Source organism: Acidovorax sp. FG42 (assembly GCF_057809195.1).
In genome coordinates this window covers 113,941-131,747 of record NZ_JBMDJM010000014.1, presented here as the reverse complement: position 1 = coordinate 131,747, position 17,807 = coordinate 113,941, and the positions used below count along the sequence as shown (strand labels likewise).

At 66.0% G+C, this 17,807-nt stretch carries 20 protein-coding genes; 9 read left to right on the top strand and 11 right to left on the bottom strand.

The features are described from left to right. The first annotated feature begins 80 nt into the window (after window positions 1-80). Both ytfE and ACODSM_RS15625 read left to right on the top strand, forming a co-directional pair. The gene (gene ytfE, locus ACODSM_RS15630; protein WP_056064247.1) at window positions 81-830 is read left to right on the top strand and encodes an iron-sulfur cluster repair protein YtfE; all 750 of its coding nucleotides are present in this window, start codon (window positions 81-83) and stop codon (window positions 828-830) included. Window positions 831-847: 17 nt separating this feature from the next. Then, window positions 848-1,324 (top strand): group III truncated hemoglobin, encoded by a 477-nt coding sequence (locus ACODSM_RS15625; protein ID WP_488805916.1) that lies wholly within the window; start codon window positions 848-850, stop codon window positions 1,322-1,324. 44 nt (window positions 1,325-1,368) lie between these two features. Here the strand turns inward: ACODSM_RS15625 and ACODSM_RS15620 are convergent, their stop codons facing one another. The 4 genes from ACODSM_RS15620 to ACODSM_RS15605 form a co-directional block, all read right to left on the bottom strand. Next, a complete protein-coding gene (locus ACODSM_RS15620) occupies window positions 1,369-1,542 on the bottom strand; it encodes a LiaI-LiaF-like domain-containing protein (protein ID WP_488805914.1) in 174 nt (57 codons plus the stop codon). Window positions 1,543-1,637: 95 nt separating this feature from the next. Continuing rightward, window positions 1,638-1,850 carry a DUF3820 family protein gene (locus ACODSM_RS15615; protein ID WP_056064258.1) on the bottom strand — a complete coding sequence of 71 codons (213 nt, stop codon included), beginning with the start codon at window positions 1,848-1,850 and terminating at the stop codon, window positions 1,638-1,640. A 13-nt stretch (window positions 1,851-1,863) separates the two neighbouring features. Continuing rightward, window positions 1,864-2,226 (bottom strand): translation initiation factor Sui1, encoded by a 363-nt coding sequence (locus tag ACODSM_RS15610; RefSeq protein ID WP_309824994.1) that lies wholly within the window; start codon window positions 2,224-2,226, stop codon window positions 1,864-1,866. Beyond that, complete coding sequence (locus ACODSM_RS15605) at window positions 2,223-2,693, bottom strand: DUF2721 domain-containing protein (protein WP_056064262.1); 471 nt, start codon at window positions 2,691-2,693, stop codon at window positions 2,223-2,225. The genes ACODSM_RS15610 and ACODSM_RS15605 overlap by 4 nt, the downstream gene beginning before the upstream one ends. 239 nt (window positions 2,694-2,932) lie before the next feature. Between ACODSM_RS15605 and ACODSM_RS15600 the strand changes: the two genes are divergently transcribed. Then, entirely contained in the window at window positions 2,933-4,213 is a 1,281-nt protein-coding gene (locus ACODSM_RS15600) for a DEAD/DEAH box helicase (protein ID WP_488805911.1), read from the top strand. A 60-nt stretch (window positions 4,214-4,273) separates the two neighbouring features. On the opposite strand, the gene ACODSM_RS15595 is transcribed toward ACODSM_RS15600, so the two are convergent. Next, on the bottom strand, window positions 4,274-4,621 hold the full coding sequence (locus ACODSM_RS15595; protein WP_488805909.1) for a DUF6172 family protein: 348 nt from the start codon (window positions 4,619-4,621) through the stop codon (window positions 4,274-4,276). A 90-nt stretch (window positions 4,622-4,711) separates the two neighbouring features. Here ACODSM_RS15595 and ACODSM_RS15590 point away from each other — a divergent pair, with 90 nt between their 5' ends. Beyond that, window positions 4,712-5,974 carry a sensor domain-containing diguanylate cyclase gene (locus ACODSM_RS15590; protein ID WP_209820087.1) on the top strand — a complete coding sequence of 421 codons (1,263 nt, stop codon included), beginning with the start codon at window positions 4,712-4,714 and terminating at the stop codon, window positions 5,972-5,974. Window positions 5,975-6,034: 60 nt separating this feature from the next. Here ACODSM_RS15590 and ACODSM_RS15585 read toward each other — a convergent pair whose 3' ends face one another. Both ACODSM_RS15585 and ACODSM_RS15580 read right to left on the bottom strand, forming a co-directional pair. Continuing rightward, window positions 6,035-6,238, bottom strand: a complete 204-nt coding sequence (locus ACODSM_RS15585) for a hypothetical protein (protein ID WP_043566660.1) — start codon at window positions 6,236-6,238, stop codon at window positions 6,035-6,037. Window positions 6,239-6,324: 86 nt separating this feature from the next. Then, complete coding sequence (locus ACODSM_RS15580; RefSeq protein ID WP_488805906.1) at window positions 6,325-7,974, bottom strand: methyl-accepting chemotaxis protein; 1,650 nt, start codon at window positions 7,972-7,974, stop codon at window positions 6,325-6,327. A gap of 326 nt (window positions 7,975-8,300) precedes the next feature. Between ACODSM_RS15580 and pstS the strand changes: the two genes are divergently transcribed. The 3 genes from pstS (at window position 8,301) to ACODSM_RS15565 (ending at window position 11,692) form a co-directional block, all read left to right on the top strand. Further along, on the top strand, window positions 8,301-9,371 hold the full coding sequence (gene pstS, locus ACODSM_RS15575; RefSeq protein WP_488805905.1) for a phosphate ABC transporter substrate-binding protein PstS: 1,071 nt from the start codon (window positions 8,301-8,303) through the stop codon (window positions 9,369-9,371). A 102-nt stretch (window positions 9,372-9,473) separates the two neighbouring features. Next, a complete protein-coding gene (locus ACODSM_RS15570) occupies window positions 9,474-11,003 on the top strand; it encodes a CYTH and CHAD domain-containing protein (RefSeq protein WP_488805904.1) in 1,530 nt (509 codons plus the stop codon). A gap of 29 nt (window positions 11,004-11,032) precedes the next feature. Beyond that, window positions 11,033-11,692 carry a 3'-5' exonuclease gene (locus ACODSM_RS15565; protein WP_343734258.1) on the top strand — a complete coding sequence of 220 codons (660 nt, stop codon included), beginning with the start codon at window positions 11,033-11,035 and terminating at the stop codon, window positions 11,690-11,692. A 179-nt stretch (window positions 11,693-11,871) separates the two neighbouring features. Here the strand turns inward: ACODSM_RS15565 and ACODSM_RS15560 are convergent, their stop codons facing one another. Continuing rightward, on the bottom strand, window positions 11,872-13,926 hold the full coding sequence (locus ACODSM_RS15560; RefSeq protein WP_295941805.1) for an NADPH-dependent 2,4-dienoyl-CoA reductase: 2,055 nt from the start codon (window positions 13,924-13,926) through the stop codon (window positions 11,872-11,874). Between the two features lie 97 nt (window positions 13,927-14,023). On the opposite strand from ACODSM_RS15560, the gene ACODSM_RS15555 reads away from it, so the two are divergent. Beyond that, window positions 14,024-14,656 (top strand): TetR/AcrR family transcriptional regulator, encoded by a 633-nt coding sequence (locus ACODSM_RS15555; protein ID WP_488805903.1) that lies wholly within the window; start codon window positions 14,024-14,026, stop codon window positions 14,654-14,656. A 24-nt stretch (window positions 14,657-14,680) separates the two neighbouring features. Here ACODSM_RS15555 and ACODSM_RS15550 read toward each other — a convergent pair whose 3' ends face one another. Together ACODSM_RS15550 and ACODSM_RS15545 are read right to left on the bottom strand one after the other, a co-directional pair. Beyond that, on the bottom strand, window positions 14,681-14,908 hold the full coding sequence (locus ACODSM_RS15550; protein WP_056638363.1) for a SlyX family protein: 228 nt from the start codon (window positions 14,906-14,908) through the stop codon (window positions 14,681-14,683). A gap of 7 nt (window positions 14,909-14,915) precedes the next feature. Continuing rightward, window positions 14,916-16,106: an aminotransferase-like domain-containing protein gene (locus ACODSM_RS15545; RefSeq protein ID WP_488805902.1), complete on the bottom strand. Its 1,191-nt coding sequence runs from the start codon at window positions 16,104-16,106 to the stop codon at window positions 14,916-14,918. A 126-nt stretch (window positions 16,107-16,232) separates the two neighbouring features. Here ACODSM_RS15545 and ACODSM_RS15540 point away from each other — a divergent pair, with 126 nt between their 5' ends. Then, window positions 16,233-16,712: an AraC family transcriptional regulator gene (locus tag ACODSM_RS15540; RefSeq protein ID WP_488805901.1), complete on the top strand. Its 480-nt coding sequence runs from the start codon at window positions 16,233-16,235 to the stop codon at window positions 16,710-16,712. Between the two features lie 52 nt (window positions 16,713-16,764). Here ACODSM_RS15540 and ACODSM_RS15535 read toward each other — a convergent pair whose 3' ends face one another. Next, window positions 16,765-17,742 (bottom strand): Bug family tripartite tricarboxylate transporter substrate binding protein, encoded by a 978-nt coding sequence (locus tag ACODSM_RS15535; protein ID WP_488805900.1) that lies wholly within the window; start codon window positions 17,740-17,742, stop codon window positions 16,765-16,767. Window positions 17,743-17,807: the final 65 nt, after the last annotated feature.

The window sequence follows — 17,807 nt, the reverse complement described above, 5'->3', positions numbered from 1 at the left end:
CAGATCAATCAAAAAGATGCATACATCCTGAATTTTATTCGCTAAAATATTCACACAATATGAATCTTTAAAGGACCACCATGAACGCCCGCATCGACACCCTGCACGCCACAGCCCCCACCACCCCACTGCCGCTGAGCGCCGAGCAGCAGATCGGCCAGATTGCCGTGCAGTTGCCGGGCGCCACGGCGGTGTTTCGGCGCCTCAAGCTGGACTTCTGCTGCGGCGGCCAGGTGAGCCTGGCCAAGGCGGCTGCCGACAAGGGGCTGGACGCCGACGCCGTGCTGGCCGAGCTGGCGGCCCTGCAGCGCAGCGACGCCGTGCCCGAGGCAGCGTCGCCGAGCGCGCTCATCGACCACATCCTGGCGCGCTACCACGAGGTGCACCGCCAGCAGCTGCCCGAGCTGATCCGCATGGCCCGCCGCGTGGAGGCCGTGCACCGCGACCACCCGCAGGTGCCGGTTGGCCTGGCCGACCACCTGGAGGCCATGCACGAAGAGCTGCTGTCGCACATGCTCAAGGAAGAGCAGGTGCTGTTCCCCATGCTCAAGAACGGCGGCAACCCGTTTGTGGGCCAGCCCATCGGCATGATGCGCGCCGAACACGTGGATCATGGCGAGGCGCTGGACAAGCTCAACGCGCTGACGAATGACGCCACGCCTCCCCAAGGCGCATGCAACACCTGGCGCGCGCTCTACGCGGGCATTGCCCAGCTGGGCGATGACCTCATCAACCACATCCACCTGGAAAACAACGTGCTGTTTCCACGGTTCGAAGCCAGCGCTGCACCCGCGCAAGCTTGTGCCACGTCAGCCTGCGGCTGCCAGTGAGCCGGCACACTGCCGCCATGACCGACGAAGCCACCCACACACAGCCCGCCAGCCAGATCGCCCCCAGCGTGGAGAGCATCACGCAGCTGGTGCACGGCTTTTATGGGGATGTGCGGCGCGACCCGCTGCTGGGCCCGGTGTTTGAAAAGGCCCTGCACGGCCAGTGGGACGCCCACCTGCAGCGGCTGGTGGACTTCTGGAGCACCGTCGTGCTGGGCACCCGCAGCTTCAAGGGCGATGTCTTCGGCAAACACATGGCGCTGGAGGGCGTCACCCCTGCCCACTTTGCGGCCTGGGTGGGGCTGTGGCAACAGCACACCAGCCGCCTGTTTGCACCCGAGGTGGCGCGCGACCTCCAGGTGGCGGCCCATGGCATTGCACGCAACCTGTTCCGGGGCTACTTTGGCAACGACCCTGGTTTTGTGCAGCCCCGCGAGGAGCATGGCGGGCACGGCGCCCACCCCCGCAGCAGCGAAGGGGCCCAGCAGGGCTGAGGACTGGCACCTCGCGCGCCAGCAGGGTCCGCGCCCTCCCCGGATTATTTGCTCTTGTTGCCCGGCGTGAAGAACAGCGCTACGCCCACCGCAATCAGCGCCACCGGCCACCACACGCGCAGCAGCTCGCGCAGGCTGATGCTGATCAGTCCCAGGTTGGTCAGCAGAAAAAACACGCCCAGTACGGCCAGAACGATCGCAGCGATATTGCCCTTCATGTGCATTCCCTCGGTATGGTTGTTGGTCTGACGACGTGCATTATGGTCGCCAGCAACCAAAGGAACGCCCCAGTTTTTGCAATGGTGCAGGCCTCTCAGCGCCCGCGCAAGGGCCGCAGCAGGTCCGACAGCCCGTTGTGATCAATCTCGTGCATCAGCGCCAGCAACTGGCCCAGCTCGCCCTTGGGAAACCCTTCGCGCGCAAACCAGTTGAGGTAATTGCCCGGCAGGTCGGCCAGCAGCGTGCCTTTGTGCTTGCCGTACGGCATCTCGGTGGTGACCAGGCGCTGCAGTTTGTCTGCGTCCATTCCCTCGCCTCGCTCAGCCGCCCGCGCGCTTGACCTTGTGGCCCAGCTTCTGCAGCGCGGCCATCACGCGCTCCACATGGTCGCCCTGCACCTCGATCACGCCATCCTTCACCGTGCCGCCGCTGCCACACGCGGTCTTGAGCTGCTTGCCCAGCTGCTCCAGCGCGGCCTCGTCCACCAGCACACCCTTGACCAAGGTGACCGCCTTGCCGCCACGCCCTTTGGTCTCGCGCGATACGCGCACGATGCCGTCGCCCGTGGGCAGGGGCTTGTTCTGTTTGCAGGTGCATTGCGCCACCGGCTGGCGGCAGGTGGGGCACATGCGGCCTGACTCGGTGGAATACACCAGGCCGCCCAGATCGGCAAAAGACTTCATGGCTTCTTCCCCTCCACCTCTTGCTGCAGCATGTGAAAGTCGAGCAGGCGCGTGGCCAGCAGCGTCTCGGTCAGAAAACACACCAGCGCCAGCAAAAAGCACGCAACGCCCGCCAGAAACCCGCCCACCGCAAGGCGGCTGGACTGAAAGTCGGTGGTTTCGCCCAGGAACAGCAGGATGATGGTCGTGCCAATGAGGAAGGCACAAAACGTCAGCAGCGCAATACAACCGTTGGCCAGCCGTCCACGCAAACGCAAGTCCGCCAGCTCCTTGTAGGCACGGGCCAGAAACTCGGGTTCGGCATTGACGCGCGCGCGGTCTTCCACCACACGCGCCCGGTCGATGATCCGGGCCAGGCGGCCGGCCACCGCGCCGATCATGCCGGACACCGCAGTGAGCAAAAACACGGGCGCCACCGCCAGCTGGATGCCGTGGGTGATGGCGGAGGTATCTAGGGGCAAAGCCATGGGGTTCGGGTCCGGGAAAACTGTCAACGAAAAACGGGGCGGCCCGATTATCGGTTGCCCAACGCAGGGGCCGAGCACTCGCATTCCCTGCAATCGAGCAGGTGCAAGGCGCGCATTGCTGGCCTGTGAGAAGGCACCGGGCAAGAGGGCATCGGGCAAACGCGGCGACAATGCGGGCCATTACTGCTTTGTCCGCGCTGCCTTGCGTGCCTTCTTCAACGCATTCCCAGCGCCCTTCCATGCCTTTTGCCTCCCTCGGTCTGTCCCCCGCCCTTGTCCATGCCGCCGCCCAGGCGGGCTTTGTGGCGCCCACGCCCATTCAGGCAGGCGCCATTCCGGCCATCCTGCAGGGGGTAGATCTGCTGGGTGCCGCACAGACGGGCTCGGGCAAGACGGCGGCATTTGCCCTGCCCTTGCTGCAGCAGCTGCAGCTCAGCGCCACTGGCGGCCCGCGCCGGGTGCGCGCCCTGGTGCTGGTGCCCACCCGTGAACTGGCAGCACAGGTGGGAGAAGTGCTGCGCAGCCTGGCGCAGCACCTGCAGCAACCGCTCAAGATCGCCATCGTGTTCGGCGGCGTGTCGATCAATCCGCAGATGCTGGGCCTGCGCGGCGGCGCCGACATTGTGGTGGCCACGCCGGGGCGCCTGCTGGACCTGGTGGACCACAACGCGTTGCGCCTGTCGGCCGTGGCGCACCTGGTGCTGGACGAAGCCGACCGGCTGCTGGACCTGGGCTTTGCCGAGGAACTGCAGCGCGTGCTGTCGCTGTTGCCAGCCCGGCGGCAGAACCTGTTTTTCTCGGCCACATTCCCAACCGCAGTGCAGGCGCTGGCCGATGGCCTGCTGAAGCAGCCGGTCCGCGTGGAGGTGCCCCACACGCCGGGTAACGATCCTGCCATCGAACAACGCGCCATTGCGGTGGACGCCAGCCGCCGCACCCAGTTGCTGCGCCACCTGGTCAAGGAGCACAACTGGTCGCGCGTGCTGGTGTTTGTGGCCACGCAGTACGCTGCCGAGCATGTGGCGGAAAAGCTCTACAAGGCGGGCATCTACGCCACGCCGTTCCACGGCGGGCTGAGCCAGGGCGCGCGCAACCAGGTGCTGCAGGAGTTCAAGGACGAGCGCTGGCAGGTGGTGGTCACCACCGACCTGGCTGCACGCGGCATCGACATTGCGCAGCTGCCCGCCGTGGTGAACTACGACCTGCCCCGCTCTGCCGTGGACTATGTGCACCGCATTGGCCGCACCGGCCGGGCGGGCGAAAGCGGCATGGCCGTGAGCTTTGTGACGGCCGATGCCGAGGCGCATTTCCGGCTGATCGAAAAGCGCCAGCACCTCACCATTCCGCGTGAGCAGATCGCAGGCTTTGAGCCGACCGAAACGCCCCAGCCCGCATCCCCTGCAGATCCTCAAGGCACCGGTGGCATCAAGGGCAAGCGCCCCAGCAAAAAGGACAAGCTGCGCGCAGCCGCCGCAGCGCAAGCCGCTCAAACCCCAGCCGACCAGAAAAAAGGCCCCTGAAGGGGCCTGCAGTGTCGGGATACAGAGTGGGCTGGGGTGGTACAAACCCAGGGCCCGGTCTCACACGCCGTCTTCTTCGTCCCCGCCCAAGTCATCGGCCCCGCCCTGCGATGCCTGCCCTGAGGGCCGGGGTGTGCGCTTGGCGGGTTTGGCCAGAATTTCCACATAGAACTGGGCGCCACCCTCGGCCGCCACGCCGTTGATCAAGCCAGTCAAGGCCGACAGATGCGCCACAGCAGCGTCGTCTTTGGTGCAACCAAACCGACAGTCAAAGTCCCAGAAGTCGGCACCTTCAGGCAGGTCGCGGCGCCGTTCGCGCTTGATGTATTTGCGGATTTCGTGCTTAACGGCATCCAGAACGCGGTCGCGGTTCTTGCCTTCAACGTGGAGTTGGAAAGTTTTTCTCATGGGCGATAGTACCGCCTGCGACAGATGATCTTTGATGGCCCCGCTTCCCGGTGCCACAATGATGCATTACTTTTGGTTACCCACCAGCCCATGAACCACGACCTGCGCCTGCTGCACCTGTTGCCAGCGGCCGTGCTTGTCACACAAGAGGGTGCCATCCGCTTTGCCAACGCCGCCAGCATGGAGCTGCTGGAGGCGCCCAGCATCGACAGCCTGATCGGGCGGCTGTCCGGCGATTTTGTGCATCCGTTGGATCAGGTGCGCTCCACCAACCGCATCCAGCAGGTGGCCGTGCCCGAGCAGGCCGGGCGGCCCAACAAGTCGTCCGAGTTCCGCATCCGCACCGAGCGGGGCAACCTGCGCATGGTGCTGATCAGCAGTGTGGCCATTGAATGGGACGGTGCGCCCGCCGTGCTCATGTGCGGCATGGACATGACGCACCAGAGCGAGATCGAGGCCCAGCTGCGCGAGAGCGAGCAGAACTTCCGGCGCCTGTTCGACAACATGCAGGACGTGTACTACCGCACCGACGCGCAGGGCATCGTGCAGCATGTGGGCCCTGGCGTGCGCCGCGTGCTCGGCTACGAACCCCATGAAATCGAAGGCCGCACTGCCGAGTCGTACTACCCCCAGAGCAAGGACCGCGACGCGTTCAAGGCCGCGATCATGGAGCACGGCGAGGTGTCGGACTTTCCGGGCCAGATGGTGCGGCGCGATGGCACGGTGATCGACATCTCCATCAGCAGCCACGCGCTGTACGACCACGCCGGCAATTTTGCGGGGGTCGAGGGCATTTACCGCGACGTGACGCAGCGCAAGAACCTGGAGCGCGAACTGCAGCGCCTGGCCACCACCGACATGCTGACGGGCATTGCCAACCGCCGCGCGTTTCTGGAATGTGCCGAGTCGGCCTATGCCCATTCACGGAGCAACGGCGAGCCCCTGACGTTGCTGATGCTGGACCTGGACCACTTCAAGACCATCAACGACCGTTTTGGTCACCTGGAGGGCGACCGTGCGCTGATGGCGTTTGCGCAGGCCATCAAGGGCCAGTTGCGCGCCAGCGATGCCGTGGGCCGGCTGGGCGGCGAAGAGTTTGGCGTGCTGCTGCCGGTGACTACATTGGCTGAGGGCCTGGAGGTTGCCACGCGCATGCTGCACAGCATTCGCGCGCTCGAGCTGATGGACGATGCAGGCCACAGCTACCGCGTGACCACCAGCCTGGGTGTGAGCACCTTCCGCCAGAGCGACCGGAGCCTGCGTGACATGCTCGACCGCGCCGACCAGGCGCTGTACCTGGCCAAGCACCGGGGACGCAACCAGGTGGCTTCGCTCGAAACGCTGGGCGAGTGAGCGCATCTGTCGCCTTGAGCGGCGACGGATCAGGGCGGCGCCGAATCCCGAGGCCAGTATTCAAAGGCGCATGCGTTCCTGCTGCAGGTTCCACAGGCAGGCGGCAATGCGCAGCAGCATCTCCATCACCTGCTCCGAGCCGCTGCAAGACAACTCCAGATCATCAATGATCATCGCCAGCTGCGAAATGGCGTCTTCGGGCGCGGTCGCGCCACCGCTGCGCGCCACCTCGGCAATCGCGATCAATACGTCGGTGCGGTTCATGGCGCGGCGCCTGGCGAAGTGGGTGGCAATGTCTCGGTCACTAACGGCACAGGCCACGCGATCGCTGAAACCTAGCCACCGCCAGGCTAGCGGGCCGAAATGGCCAGTTGCGCCCGGCTGCCCCCTCGGCTCTCCAAGGCCGCCGCAGCAGGCATGCCTGAGGCTGCGAGCAGGGGCGCATCCCCGGCCGACAAGGGCCTATCGGGCGCCAGGCGGAACTGGTGAATCACCTCCAGCAGGCGCTTGACCTGGTTCTTCATGCCGGTCGAGGCAGACGAGTTGTCGTCCACCAGTACCGCGTTCTGTTGCGTGGCCGCGTCCAGCTGGCGCACGGCCTCGCCGATCTGGGCAATGCCGCGGGCCTGCTCTTGCCCCGCCTCTTTGATGGCGGTGATGAGCGACACCACCTGGTTCACATGGTGCACGGTGTTGGCCACGCGTTCACCCGCCTGGCCCACCAGCGTGGACCCGCGCTCCACGCCCTGCACGCTGGCCGAGATCAGGCCGCGAATCTCCCGGGCCGCCATGCTGCTGCGTTGCGACAGGCCTCGTACCTCGCCCGCCACCACGGCAAAGCCCCGGCCTTGTTCACCAGCACGCGCAGCCTCCACCGCCGCATTCAGCGCCAGCAGGTTGGTCTGGAAGGCGATGTCGTCGATCACCTTGATGATGTCCGTGATCTTCTGCGACTGGGTCTTGATCTCCTGCATGGTGGCGATCACGTCGCGCATCACGCTGCCGCCTTCGTTTGCCACGCTGCTCGCCTCTTGCGCCAGAGCGGTGGCACGCTGGGCATTGTCGGTGTTGTGCTGCACCGTGATGGTCAGCTGCTCCATCGACGCGGCCGTCTCCTGCAGGTTGGACGCCTGCACCTCGGTGCGGCGCGCCAGGTCTTCAGTGCCGCCCGCCATCACCACGGCCTCGTGCGCTACCGTCTCGGTGCTGGCGCGCACCTCGGTGATCACACGCACCAGCTGGTGGTTCATCTCGCGCAGGGCACCTAGCAGCTCGGCGGTCTCGTCATTGCCGCGCACCTCAATCTGCGCCGTCAGGTCGCCCCCGGCCACGGTACGTGCCAGCACCACGGCCTGGCGCAGCGGGCGCGAGATGGAACGGGTGATGACCCAGGCCATCGCTGCCCCTGCCAGCAGTGCCAGGGCCGTGGCCGCCAGCATCCACCAGTGGATGGTGTCGCTCATGGCGCGGGCCCCGGCAAACTCTGCTGCGGCCACGTTGATCTGCAGGGCCACCAAGCGCTCGATGGCGTCCTGCACCTTGAGCGCGTTGGGGCGGATCTGGGTGATGTACAGCTCCGAGCCGTCGTCGTACTTGCCGGCCACCAGCGCGGCCGACGCCGGGATCAGGCCCTTGTCCAGATAGGTGGCATTGGCATCGGCAAAGGCCTGCGCCAGGGCCTGCTCCTCGGGCCCCAGGGGCTTGGCGGCGTAGTCCTTCCACAGGGTCTGGATGCGCTCGACATTGGCCGTCAGGGCCGCGTGGCTGGCTTCCAGGTTGCTGGTGCCGGGGTCCATCAGCATGTCCATCACCAGCACACGGTTGCGCTGCGTCAGGTGGCTGATCTCGGCCAGCACGCCCATCGGCACGGTGCGGTCGCCATACAGGGCTGCGCTGCGCTCGGTCAACCGCTTGGCCCCGCTGATGCCCCCCGCCGCCAGGGCCGAGATCAGCAACAACAGCACGGCAAACGCCAGCGCCAGTCGGGTACCAATTTTCATTTTTTGAAGCATCTAAATCTTTCGTGAAGGTCCACCGAGGCGCCGCCGCCTTGTGGGAACGAACGCGTGGGGCCCGCTGGAGAACGCCCACCCGTTGCCTGCAGCGAATTCCCGGCGGAATGCGAAAGATACTAATTGTTTCAAATGACAGATTAATGACGGAGCGAGAAACCTTGACTGTTCAGGCCAATGCTTCAAATCGCTGTCATTTTGCTAGGATCGGCACCGCAAGCGGCTTACCCGCTCCTTGAAAGTGCAACGACTTTCATTGCACCTGAAATGGTGCGCGGCATATCGTTATTCATAAAAACCATTACATAAAACACATGAAATATATTTACTTTCTTCTGCTGGCAACCCTGGCCCTTGTGCAGGCGGGGCTGGCCAGCGCGCAGACCGTGACAGGCGCAGGCTCTTCGGCGGCAGCGCCCATCTACCGCAGCTGGGCCAAGGCCTATGTCAAGGCGACTGGTAGCGTAGTGGACTACGACCCGGTGGGGTCCAGCGCGGGCATGAAAAAGATCCAGCAACAAGCCGTCGGCTTTGGTGCGACCGACGTGTACCCCGCCGAGAAGGACCTGCTGGAGCACGGACTGCTCGCGCTGCCCGTGGCCATCACCGGCATCAGCCCCATCGTCAACCTGCCCAAGGTGCCCAACGCCCAGCTGCGCCTGACGGGCGAGGTGCTCAGCCGCATCTTCATGGGCGAAATCACCCGCTGGAATGCGGCCGACATCACGGCGCTGAACCCCGATTTGCCCTTGCCCGACCTGCCGATCAAGGTGGTGGTGCGCGCCGATGGCTCGGGCACCACCTACAACTTTGCGGACTACCTGGGCAAGGTAAGCCCGCAATGGAAAAAAACCTACGGCGCCAAAACCAGCATTGCCTGGCCTGCAGGGGTGCTGGCCTTCAAAGGCAGCGACGGAGTGGCCAAGGGCGTGCGCGACACGGTGGGCGCCATCGGGTATGTGGACCACGGCTATGTGGCCGAATACGGCCTGACCACCGTGCAGATGAAAAATGCCGACGGCATTTACGTCAAACCCTCCATCGATGCCTTCAAGGCAGCACTGGCCAACAGCGATTGGTCGGCCACCGGGGTTTTCAACAGCACCTTGACGCAGCGGCCCGGCAAATCGGTGTGGCCCATCACCATGGGCACGTTTGTGGTGTTCCCCAAGGTCACGCAGAACCCCGATCAGACGGCCCAGGCCTTGCGGTTCATTCTGTGGTCGTTCCTCAATGGCGACACCTTGGTACAAGAAAATAATTTTGTGCGCCTACCCGACCGGGTTCAGGCTTCGGCATTCAAAATCATTACCTCCATCCGAGATAATCAAGAAAAACCGTTGGGCATGAGCTTGATATCGTCTTTCAATCGCTCATCGCAATAAATCCGCTCTCGCGTGAATCATTGATTATTCGCAGATAACCAGCGCACCATCTTGATCCGGCATCGCCTTGTGAAGGGAATATCACAGGATAATGCTGCCATCATGGAAATCGAATTCAAGTTCTGCATCCCACCCGACCGCCTGGCCGCTGTGCAAGCGGCATTGCGCCGGGGCCGGTGTACCGCCATCCGCATGGAGGCCCGCTACTTCGACACGCCCGACGGCGCACTGGCGTCACGCGGCATTGCGTTTCGCCTGCGCCGCGAAGGCGACCAGTGGGTGCAGACCGTCAAGGCGCTGGGCGATGGCCCGCTGGACCGGCAGGAGCACAACGTCGCACGCGGCCCTGCCATTGCAAGCACCGCGCCCGAGCCCCAACCTCAGTTGCACAGTGGCACCGTGGCGGGCGCGCGGCTGCAGCAGGCGCTGCAAGCCGCAGGCAGCCCCCTTGTCGAGACCTATGGCACCGAGATGGACCGGCTGACCCGCGACATCACCCGCCAGGGAACCGTGGTCGAGCTGGCGCTGGACACCGGCCGGGTGGTGGCCCACCGGGGCACAGCGCGGCAGGCCGAAGCCCCCATTTGCGAGCTGGAGCTGGAACTGAAGACCGGGCCCGTGACGGGCCTTGCAGCGCTCGCCGCGCAGTGGGCCACGCGGCATGGGCTGTATCTGAGCACCGTGTCCAAGGCCGAACGGGGCGAGCGCCTGCTGGCCGCACCCGATAGCAGTTCGCCCCGCAAGGCCCGGTCCCCTTCCCCCCTGTACCAGCAACTGCCCGCCGGGCTGGCCCTGCAGCGCGCCGTGGTGGCGCAGTGCCTGCAGCAGATCCTGGGCCCTGCCAGCGACCTGGCTGAAGGGTCCAACGACGAGGAGCAACTGCACCAGCTGCGCATCGGCATCCGCCGCCTGCGCACCGCCCTGCGCGAGCTGGCACCGCTGGCCCCGGGCCACCTGGACCCCGCCTGGGAGCCGCCCCTGGTCCATGTGTTCCAGCAGCTCGGCCACCTGCGGGACCGCAGCCAGGTGATGCAACGCATCGGTGCCGAACTGCTCGATGCCGGAGCGCCGCCCCTGTCCCCTCACCCGAACGACGCCGCCGGGCTGGGGGCCCAGGCTGCACAACACATCGTGCGCGATGCGGCCTTTCAGGAAACGCTGGTGCATCTGATGGCCTTTACCACCCCAGGGCTGGATGCCACGGGCAGCGCTCCAGCAGGCCTGGACGCCCGTGCCACGCGCCGCCTGCTGCAGCAGCGCCTGCGCGCAATGCATGCCCAGGTGCAAAAAGGCGCACGGGGTTTTGCCACGCGCACCCCGCAGACACAGCACCGGCTGCGCAAACGGCTCAAACGCCTGCGCTACCTCACCGAGTTTGTGGCGCCCGCACTGGATGCGCACAGCACCCGGTTTCTGGAAAGCCTGCAGCCTGCGCTGTCGGCCCTGGGCCGCCTGAACGACGAGCGCGTGGCCGCCGCGCTGTACCGCGAACTGGCAGAGTCGGGCGAGCCGAACGCCTGGTTTGGCGCGGGCTGGCTGGCAGGACGGCAGGCCCAGTCGGTGGCGGCCTGTGTACAGGCCCTGGCGCAGATGGCAGAGGCGCCCCGCTTGCGCAAAACCGGCAAACGCTGAAGGACCATCTGCACGGCACAATGGCCCGCATGACGGACTCTCCCCCTTCGCGGCGCCAGCCGCCCTCCACGCCCCGCCACCCCTCTGCGCGCACCGCCCAGCGCCCCACACCCGACAAAGACCAGATCGCGCTGCTGGAGCCCTTTGAACGCCTGGGCCTGGACCGCATCGCCCTCGTCTCCACGCCTGCCCAGGCCGACCAGGCTTGCGATGCGCTGGCCAGCGCGAGCGCCTGGGGTTTTGACACCGAATCCAAACCCACCTTTGTGCAGGGCGAGACGTCGGACGGCCCGCACATCGTGCAACTGGCCACGCTGGAGCGGGCCTGGGTGTTCCAGCTACACGACCCCGGCTGCCGCGCGCGCGTGGCCGAGCTGCTGGCCTTGCGCGGTGTGACCAAGGCAGGCTTCGGGCTGGGCGACGACACGAAGCGCATCCAGCACAAGCTGGGCGTGCAGCCGGCCGATGTGCTGGAGCTGAACACCGTGTTCCGCCAACGCGGCTACCGCAAGGACATGGGCGTGAAAGGGGCCGTGGCCGTGCTGTTCAACCGGCGTTTCATCAAGTCCAAAAAGGCCGCCACCTCCAACTGGGCCAACGCCCGGCTGAGCGAGGCCCAGCTGGTCTACGCAGCCAACGACGCCTGGGCGGCGCTGCGGGTGTTCAACGCCTTGCATCCGACCGCCTGAGGGGCTGCGCGCGCACAGCGGCGGCGGCCCGGCACGGCAGTCTGTGCATTGCATTCACTATCAAAACAATAGCTACTCAGGCATGATTCACTAGCGCTACCGGCCAAAACAACCTCAACAACGCGCCTGACAGGCCCTGCGAGGCCCTGTGAGTCCCCGCAGGCAATCCACACACCGACCTACAGCCGGGCCGCCAGCCGCGCTGCCTGATCGATGGCGCGTTTGGCGTCCAGCTCACCCGCCTCCAGCGCACCGCCGATGAGGTGGGGCTTGCGGCCCTGGGCCTCCAGGTCCTGTGCCAGGCTGCGCAAGGGCACCTGGCCCGCGCACAGCACCACGGTGTCGCAGGGAATCCAGGTCGGGTCTTCGCGCTTCTCGCCATACGACACCAGCAGCCCTTCGTCGGCAATGCGCTCGTAGTTCACGCCACCCACCATCTCCACCGCTTTCATCTTCAGCACGGTGCGGTGGATCCAGCCTGTGGTCTTGCCGAGGCCGCCGCCCAGCTTGCCCTTCTTGCGCTGCAACAGCGTCACCTGCCGTGCAGGGGGCGTCACGCGCGGGCCGCTGGTGGCCAGGCCACCGCGCGCCTCGGCCGGGTCGGTGATGCCCCACTCGGCCTTCCAGGCGGGCAGGTCGAGCGTAGTAGAGGGATGCTCACCATGCGTCAAGAATTCGGCCACGTCAAAGCCAATGCCGCCCGCACCGATGATGGCCACGCGCTCGCCCACCGGCTTGCCATGGCGCAGCACGTCGATGTAGCTCAGCACCTTGGGGTGGTCCTGGCCGGGGATCTTCGGGTCGCGCGGCTCCACGCCAGTCGCGACGATGACCTCGTCAAAGCCCACAAGGTCGGCGGCCTCCACACGCTGATTCAAGTGCAGCTGCACCCCTGTGTCCTCCACGCGCGTACCCAGGTAACGCAGCATTTCATGGAACTCCTCCTTGCCCGGAATCACCTTGGCCATGTTGAGCTGGCCGCCGATGGCGGGTGCAGCGTCAAACAGGTGCACCTCGTGCCCACGCTCGGCCGCCACCGTGGCGGCAGTGAGGCCTGCGGGTCCGGCGCCGACCACGGCCACGCGCTTGCGCGACGACACCGGGCGGTACACCAGCTCGGTCTCGTGGCAGGCGCGTGGGTTGACCAAGCAGCTGCTGGTCTTGTTCTGGAACACATGGTCCAGGCAGGCCTGGTTGCAGGCGATGCAGGTGTTGATGCGGTCAGCCCGGCCCTGCGCAGCCTTCTTCACAAACGCGGCATCGGCCAGCAGCGGCCGCGCCATGGACACCATGTCGGCGCAGCGATCGGCCAGTACCTGCTCGGCCACTTCAGGCGTGTTGATGCGGTTGGACGTGACCAGCGGCGTGGTGATGCCCGCCGCCGCGAACTCGGCCTTCATCTTCTGCGTGACCCACGCAAACGCTGCGCGCGGCACGCTGGTGGCAATGGTAGGCACCCGCGCCTCGTGCCAGCCGATGCCGGTGTTGACGATGTTGGCGCCGCCCGTGGCCACGGCCTTGCCCAGGGTGACGATCTCGTCCCACGCGCTGCCGCCAGGCACCAGGTCGATCATCGACAGGCGGTAGATGATGATGAAGTCCTTGCCAACGGCCTCGCGCATGCGGCCGATGATCTCCACCGGCAGGCGCATGCGGTGGCTGTAGTCGCCGCCCCATTCATCGCGCCGCAGGTTGGTGGCCTGCGACAGGAACTGGTTGATGAAGTAACCCTCGGAGCCCATCACCTCCACACCGTCGTAGCCAGCCTCGCGCGCCTTGATTGCGCAATTGACGAACGCGCGTATCTGGCGCTCCACCCCGCGTGCCGACAGCGCAAACGGCGTGAACGGCGAGATGGGCGACTGCAGCCGCGAGGGCGCCACGGCCAGCGGGTGGTAGGCATAGCGGCCCGTGTGCAGAATCTGCAAGGCAATCTTGCCGCCCGCTGCGTGCACAGCCTCGGTCACCACACGGTGGCGCTTGGCCGCGCCGGACGTTGCCAGCGTGCCCGCAAACGGCTTGGCCCAGCCCGCGATATTCGGTGCGAAGCCACCCGTCACGATCAAGCCCACGTCACCCTCAGCCCGCTCGCGAAAGTACGCCGCCATGCGCGAGAGGTCACGCCCGTCCTCCAGCCCCGTGTGCATGGAGCCCATGATCACGCGGTTTTTGAGGGTGGTGAACCCCAGGTCGAGGGGGGCGAGCAGGTGAGGGTACAAGGCGGCACCGGACATGGAGGCAGCGCCTGCAGAGGTGGCAATGGGAGAGGAATGCATGGAAGGATCGTGGACTAGAAATATTTTCTAGAACTTTATTCTAGAATCCCGTTCCATGGCAAGCCGCAATTCCCCGCCCCCCACCGCATCCCCTGCCGAGGCAACCACCGACCGCCGCCAGGACATCCTAAACGCCGCCCTGGCTTGCGCGGCCGACGGCGGCGTGGACGCGGTCACCATCGACGGCGTACGCGCGCGCTGCGGGGCCAGCGTGGGCAGCATCTATCACCACTTTGGCAACCGCGACGGCATCGTGGCGGCGCTGTTCTTCGAGATCTATCACGACCAGTCGCGCAGCGTGCAGGCGCAGCTGGATGCCGCCCAGGGCGTGGAGGCGGGCGTGCAGGCCCTGGTCACGGGCTATCTGGACTGGGTGGTGGCGCAGCCCGAGCGGGCGCGTTTTCTGTTCCAGGCGCGTGGCGCCGTGGCCGCCGGCCCGCGCACGCCAGACCTGGCCGAGGCCGCGCGGCGCCGCAACCAGGCGCTGGTGGCCTGGTTTGAACCCCACCGCAGGGCCGGCGCGCTGCGCGACCTGCCATGCGAGCTGATGCCATCACTGGTGATGGGGCCGGTGCAGAGCTATTGCAGGGCCTGGCTGTCGGGCAACGCGGCCCAAGGGGGTTTGCCCTCGCCCACCACCTGCCGCACCGAGCTGGCCGAGGCTGCCTGGCGGTCGGTGAGGGCGTAGACCGAGCGATCGGATCAGGTCCGATCAGTAATGCGGCGGCAGTTCGTCGCGCAGGTTGCGCGGGCCGTTCGAGCCGCCTTCGGGCGCCTGCTGGCGCAGCTGGATGACCTCGTGCGTCAACCGGTCGATCAGTTGCTGCTGCTGATAGATGGTCATGTTCAGCTGGTCCAGCAGGTCTTCGGTAAAGCTGGCCTTGATCTCCAGGCTTTCAAGGCGCTGGAGGATGCTGGTGAGATCGTTGGCGTCGGACATGGAGGCGTCAGATCGCCTGGCCCAGGCGCGCGACGCCTTCGCGGATCTTGTCCACATCGGCCGTGGCGAACGACAGGCGGAAGGTGGCGTGGTCGGGGTTGGCGCAGAAGAACGGCGTGCCGGGTACAAAGGCCACGCCCTTCTCAATGGCACGCTTGGCCAGCACATTTCCGTCGGCCACCTTGCCACCCGCGCCGGTGAGGCGCGCCCACACGAACAGGCCGCCCTGGGGTTGCACGAATTCAATGGCGTCGCCCAATTCCTTGCGCAGCGCATCGCCCATGGCCTGGGCGCGCTCGGCATACACCTTGCGCACATGGGCCAGCGTGCCGGGCATGCGGCCCGCCTTGAGGTACTGCGCGGCCGTGGCCTGCGCAAAGGTGCTGGTGTGTGCGTCGCTGAACTGCTTGCACATGGTGGCTTTGCCCAACAGTTCAGCCGGGGCAATCATCCAGCCCACGCGCAGGCCGGGCGACAGCACCTTGCTCAAGCTGCCGCAATGCACCAGCAGCTCACGGCTGCCGGGCACGGTGGCCGACAGGTTGAGCAGGCTGGGAGGAGGCGCATCGCCAAAGTACAGGTCGCCGTAGGGGTCGTCCTCGACGATCAGGGTGTTGTGCTTGACCGCCATTTCGAGCACGGCCTTGCGGCGCTCCAGGCTCAGCATGGCGCCGCTGGGGTTGCCGAAGGTGGGGATCAGGTAGACGAACTTGGGCTTGTGCTCGGCGATGAGCTTTTCCAGCTCGTCGGTCTTCACGCCGTTGCCGTCGATGGGCGCGCTGATGAGTTCGGCGCCGTACAGGCGAAAGCACTGGATGGTGGCCAGGAACGTGGGGCCTTCTACGATCACCTTGTCGCCGGGGCTGATGAGCGTCTTGCCCAGCAGGTCCAGCGCCTGCTGGCTGCCGGTGGTGACGATGAGGTGGTCGGCCGCGACATCCTTGGCGCCCTTGCTGGTCATGAAGGCGGCCAATTGCTCGCGCAGCGGGTTGTAGCCTTCTGTGGCGCCGTACTGCAGTGCTGCGCCGGGTTCTTCGGCCAGGGCAGCATTGCTGGCGGCGCGAATGCCTTCCACGTCGAACATCGCGCTGTCCGGGAAGCCGCCTGCAAAGCTGATGATGCCGGGCTTGCCCAGCAGCTTGAAAAGCTCGCGGATGGCGGAGGTTTCTACGTTGTTCAGGCGGTCGGCAAATTGCATGGCGTGGACAGAAGTGGTTGGCAACAAACCGTGCATTGTCGCCAATTGCGACGCAGGATTCATGCGGTGTCCGTCCGAGATGGCTCTAAACTGGGTTTTCCCTCCACCGCCATAGCCCCGCCCGCCATGACCCTGACCATCCGCACCCTGCCCCGCATGCGCCTTGCTACCATGCGCCACACCGGCGCTTACGGCCACCCGGGCCTGACTGAGTTGTGGGAGCGCTTTGGCAGCTGGTGTGCCGCCCACCGGCTGGATCATCCGCGCCCCAAGTTCTACGGTTTCAGCCATGACGACCCGGCCTGCACGCCACCCGAGCAGTGCCGCTATGACGCAGCGGTGCAGATTGGTGTGGGCCTGCGCACCGGGCCCGATGTGCAGGTGATGGACTACGAAGGCGGCGACTACGCTTGCATGCACTTTGTGGGCACGGGGCCCGAGATTGCCGCCGCCTGGGCGCAGATGGGCACGCCGGGCCAGATCCCCGACGGCTGGGAATGGGAGCCCCGCGCTGCGCTGGAGATCTACGACGAGGACTTTGCAGTGGACCCGGCCACGGGGCGCTTTCCGTGCTGGCTGTGCATTCCGGTCAAGCGGGCCCGCTAAATCCCATGGGGTTGCGCCGACGGGCCGGATAGCCCCTTTTTAGCGCCCACCGTCAATCCACCCGGATATCCGCCCGCGCCGCCACCGCGCGCATCAGCGGCAGCTCGCGTTCAATGCGTGCGCGCAGCGCTTCGCCGTTGCCGCCCAAGGGCGTGAGGCCGATGTCCACCATCTTCTTCTTGAACTCCGCCGAGGCCAGGGTCTCGGCCAGGGCCTTTTCCAGCTTCTTCTGCACGGGTGCGGGCAGGCCCGCCGGGCCTACAAAGGCAAACCACGATCCCATGTCAAAGCCGGGGTAGCCGCTCTCGGCCACCGTGGGCACATTGGGCAGCAGGGCCAGGCGCTGCGGGCTGAGTGCGGCAATCGCTTTGATCTTGCCGGACTTGATGAGCGGGGTGGACGCCACCACGGTGTCCACCGCCAGTTGCACCTGCCCGCCCATCAGCGCCGTGAGACTGGGCGAGCTGCCGTTGAAAGGCACATGCATCATCGGAAAACCTGCGGTGGTCTTGAGCATCTCGGCGCCAAAGTGCACCGACGAGCCCGTGCCATAGGAGCCGTACGAGAACTTGTCCGGCGCGGCCTTGGCCTGGGCCACGATGTCCTTGAGCGACTGGCCCGGGGTGTCGTTGTGGGCCACCAGTAGCAACCCCATGTCGGCCACCAGTGCCAGGGCTGTGAAGCTCTTGAGGGGGTCGTACGGCAGGTTGGTGCGGATGGCCGGGTTCATGGTAAGCGTGGTGTTGGACCCGAGCAGCAGCGTGTAGCCGTCAGCAGGCGCCTTGGCCACCACGGACGCCGCCACCACCGTGCCCGCGCCGGGTCGGTTCTCGACCACCATGGGCTGCCCCAGACGCTCCCCCAGCGCGGTGGCCAGCAGCCGCCCCAGGATGTCAGTCGCGCCACCCGCTGCAAAAGGCACGACCAGCTTGATGGGCCGGTCAGGGTAAGTCTGTGCCTGCGCCAGGCCGGGCGCGCCCAGCACCAGGGCGCTGAGCAGAAGACTCGATATGAAGCGGGAACGCAGCATGGTGAAGCTCTCCAGAAAGCACGTTGACAAAAGCGAGGGGGGTAACGGTGTGGGACGGAACGGCG

Bases quoted from the DNA above. Each gene is read 5' to 3' on its own strand.
- ytfE (WP_056064247.1), top strand. From the start codon at position 81: ATGAACGCCCGCATCGACACCCTGCACGCCACAGCCCCCACCACCCCA.
- ACODSM_RS15625 (WP_488805916.1), top strand. From the start codon at position 848: ATGACCGACGAAGCCACCCACACACAGCCCGCCAGCCAGATCGCCCCC.
- ACODSM_RS15620 (WP_488805914.1), bottom strand. From the start codon at position 1,542: ATGAAGGGCAATATCGCTGCGATCGTTCTGGCCGTACTGGGCGTGTTT.
- ACODSM_RS15615 (WP_056064258.1), bottom strand. From the start codon at position 1,850: ATGGACGCAGACAAACTGCAGCGCCTGGTCACCACCGAGATGCCGTAC.
- ACODSM_RS15610 (WP_309824994.1), bottom strand. From the start codon at position 2,226: ATGAAGTCTTTTGCCGATCTGGGCGGCCTGGTGTATTCCACCGAGTCA.
- ACODSM_RS15605 (WP_056064262.1), bottom strand. From the start codon at position 2,693: ATGGCTTTGCCCCTAGATACCTCCGCCATCACCCACGGCATCCAGCTG.
- ACODSM_RS15600 (WP_488805911.1), top strand. From the start codon at position 2,933: ATGCCTTTTGCCTCCCTCGGTCTGTCCCCCGCCCTTGTCCATGCCGCC.
- ACODSM_RS15595 (WP_488805909.1), bottom strand. From the start codon at position 4,621: ATGAGAAAAACTTTCCAACTCCACGTTGAAGGCAAGAACCGCGACCGC.
- ACODSM_RS15590 (WP_209820087.1), top strand. From the start codon at position 4,712: ATGAACCACGACCTGCGCCTGCTGCACCTGTTGCCAGCGGCCGTGCTT.
- ACODSM_RS15585 (WP_043566660.1), bottom strand. From the start codon at position 6,238: ATGAACCGCACCGACGTATTGATCGCGATTGCCGAGGTGGCGCGCAGC.
- ACODSM_RS15580 (WP_488805906.1), bottom strand. From the start codon at position 7,974: ATGAAAATTGGTACCCGACTGGCGCTGGCGTTTGCCGTGCTGTTGTTG.
- pstS (WP_488805905.1), top strand. From the start codon at position 8,301: ATGAAATATATTTACTTTCTTCTGCTGGCAACCCTGGCCCTTGTGCAG.
- ACODSM_RS15570 (WP_488805904.1), top strand. From the start codon at position 9,474: ATGGAAATCGAATTCAAGTTCTGCATCCCACCCGACCGCCTGGCCGCT.
- ACODSM_RS15565 (WP_343734258.1), top strand. From the start codon at position 11,033: ATGACGGACTCTCCCCCTTCGCGGCGCCAGCCGCCCTCCACGCCCCGC.
- ACODSM_RS15560 (WP_295941805.1), bottom strand. From the start codon at position 13,926: ATGTCCGGTGCCGCCTTGTACCCTCACCTGCTCGCCCCCCTCGACCTG.
- ACODSM_RS15555 (WP_488805903.1), top strand. From the start codon at position 14,024: ATGGCAAGCCGCAATTCCCCGCCCCCCACCGCATCCCCTGCCGAGGCA.
- ACODSM_RS15550 (WP_056638363.1), bottom strand. From the start codon at position 14,908: ATGTCCGACGCCAACGATCTCACCAGCATCCTCCAGCGCCTTGAAAGC.
- ACODSM_RS15545 (WP_488805902.1), bottom strand. From the start codon at position 16,106: ATGCAATTTGCCGACCGCCTGAACAACGTAGAAACCTCCGCCATCCGC.
- ACODSM_RS15540 (WP_488805901.1), top strand. From the start codon at position 16,233: ATGACCCTGACCATCCGCACCCTGCCCCGCATGCGCCTTGCTACCATG.
- ACODSM_RS15535 (WP_488805900.1), bottom strand. From the start codon at position 17,742: ATGCTGCGTTCCCGCTTCATATCGAGTCTTCTGCTCAGCGCCCTGGTG.